This window comes from Desertibacillus haloalkaliphilus (assembly GCF_019039105.1).
Taxonomy (GTDB): Bacteria; Bacillota; Bacilli; order Bacillales; family KJ1-10-99; genus Desertibacillus; species Desertibacillus haloalkaliphilus.
This window is the reverse complement of record NZ_JAHPIV010000039.1, coordinates 1-1,592: the sequence shown is the minus strand read 5'-3', so window position 1 is coordinate 1,592 and position 1,592 is coordinate 1. Positions and strand designations below refer to the sequence as shown.

The 1,592-nt window shown below is 51.5% G+C and carries 1 protein-coding gene; it reads left to right on the top strand.

Translation table 11 applies throughout. The annotated features are described in order from the left end of the window. A partial coding sequence (locus KH400_RS29530; protein ID WP_217227882.1) for a hypothetical protein occupies nucleotides 1-1,592 on the top strand: 1,592 nt, incomplete at both ends.

The window sequence follows — 1,592 nt, the reverse complement described above, 5'->3', positions numbered from 1 at the left end:
GGGGGGGAAGAAAAAGAGAGAAGAAGGGAAAAGAGAAAAGGGGAAGGAAAGGAGAAGAGGAGGGAAGAAAGAGAAAAAGGGGAAAAGGAAAAGAAAGGGGGAAGAAGGGGGAGGGAAAAGAAGAAGGAAGGAAAAGAAGGAGAGAGAGGGAAGAAAAAGAAGGAAGGAAAAAGAGGGAAAAAGAAGGAGGAAAGAGGAGGAGGGAAAGGAGGGAGAAGGGGAGGGAGGGGGAGGGAAAGGAAAGGAAAAGAAAGAGGAGAAAGGGAAGGGGGAGGAAAGAAAAAAAGAGAGGGAAGAGAAGAAAAAAGGAAGAAAGAAAGAGGAGGGGAGAAGGAAGAAGGGAGGAAAGGGAGGAAGAGGAAAGAAGGAGGAAGAAAGGAGGAGGAGGGGAAGGGGAGAAGGAAAAGGGGGGAAGAGAAAAAGAGAAGGGAGGAGAAGAAGAGGAGAAGGGGGAAGAAAGGAAAGGAAAAAAGAGAGAAGGAGAAGAGGGAAAAGAAGGGAGGGGGAGAAAGAAGAAAGGGGAAAAAAGAAAAAGGAAGGGAGGGGGAGGAGAAGGGAGGAGAGAAGGGGGAAAGAAGGGAGAAAAGGAGAAAGGGAAGGGGGAAAAAGGGGGAAGAAAAAGGAAGAAGAGAAAAGAAGAAGAGAAAGAGAGGAAGGGGGGAGAGAGAAGGGAAGGGAGGAGGAAAGAAGAAAGAGGGAGGAAGGAGAAAGGAGAAAAAGAGAAAGAAAAAGGGGGGGAGAGAGAGAAAAAAGAAGAAGGGAAGAGAGAGAAGGGAGAGAGGGGGAGAGGGGAGGGGGGGGAAGGGGGAAAAGAAAAAGAGGAGGGGGGAGAGAAAAGAAGGAGGGGAGAAAAGGAAAAAAAGGAGGGAAAAGGGGGGGGAGAGAGGGGGGGGGGGGAAAAGAAGGGAGAGGGAAAGAAAAAAAGAAAGAGAGAAGGGAGGGGAGAAGAAGGAAAAGGAGAAGAAAAGGGGGAGGGGAAGGGGAGAGAAAGAAAAGGGAGGGAAGGGGAGAGGGAAGGGAGGAGGGAGAAGAAAAAAAGGAGAGGGAGAGGAAAAGAAAAAGAAAAGGGGAAGGAAAAGGGGAGGGGGAAGGAGGGGGGGGAAAAGAGAGGGGAGGGAAAGGAGGGGAGGAGGAGAGGGAGGAAAGAGGAGAAGGGGAGAGAGAAGGAGAGAGGGGGAGAAGAGGGGGGGAAAAGGAAAAAGAAGGGAGAAAGAAGGAGAGAGGAAGGAAAAAAAGGGGGGGGGAGAGGGAGAAAGGAGGGAGGAAGAGGAGAGGGGGGAGAGGGAGGAGAAAGAGAGGAGAGAGGAAGGGAGGGAAGGGGAGGGAGGAAGGAAAGGAAAGAAGGGAAAGAAAGGGGAGAGGGAGGGGGGAGGGAGGAAGGAGGAAGAGAAGAAGAGGGGGAAGAGGGGGAGGAAGGGAAAGAGGAAGGGAAAGAGAAAGGGAAAAAGGAAGGAAAAGAAGGAAAAGAAGGGGGAGGAGGAAAGAAAAAGAGAGGGGGAAAGAGAAGAGGGGGGGGGGGGGAGAGGAGAGAAAGGGGAAGAAGAAAGAAGGGAGAGGAAAGAGGAGGAAGAAGAGGGAGAAAAGGGAGGGAG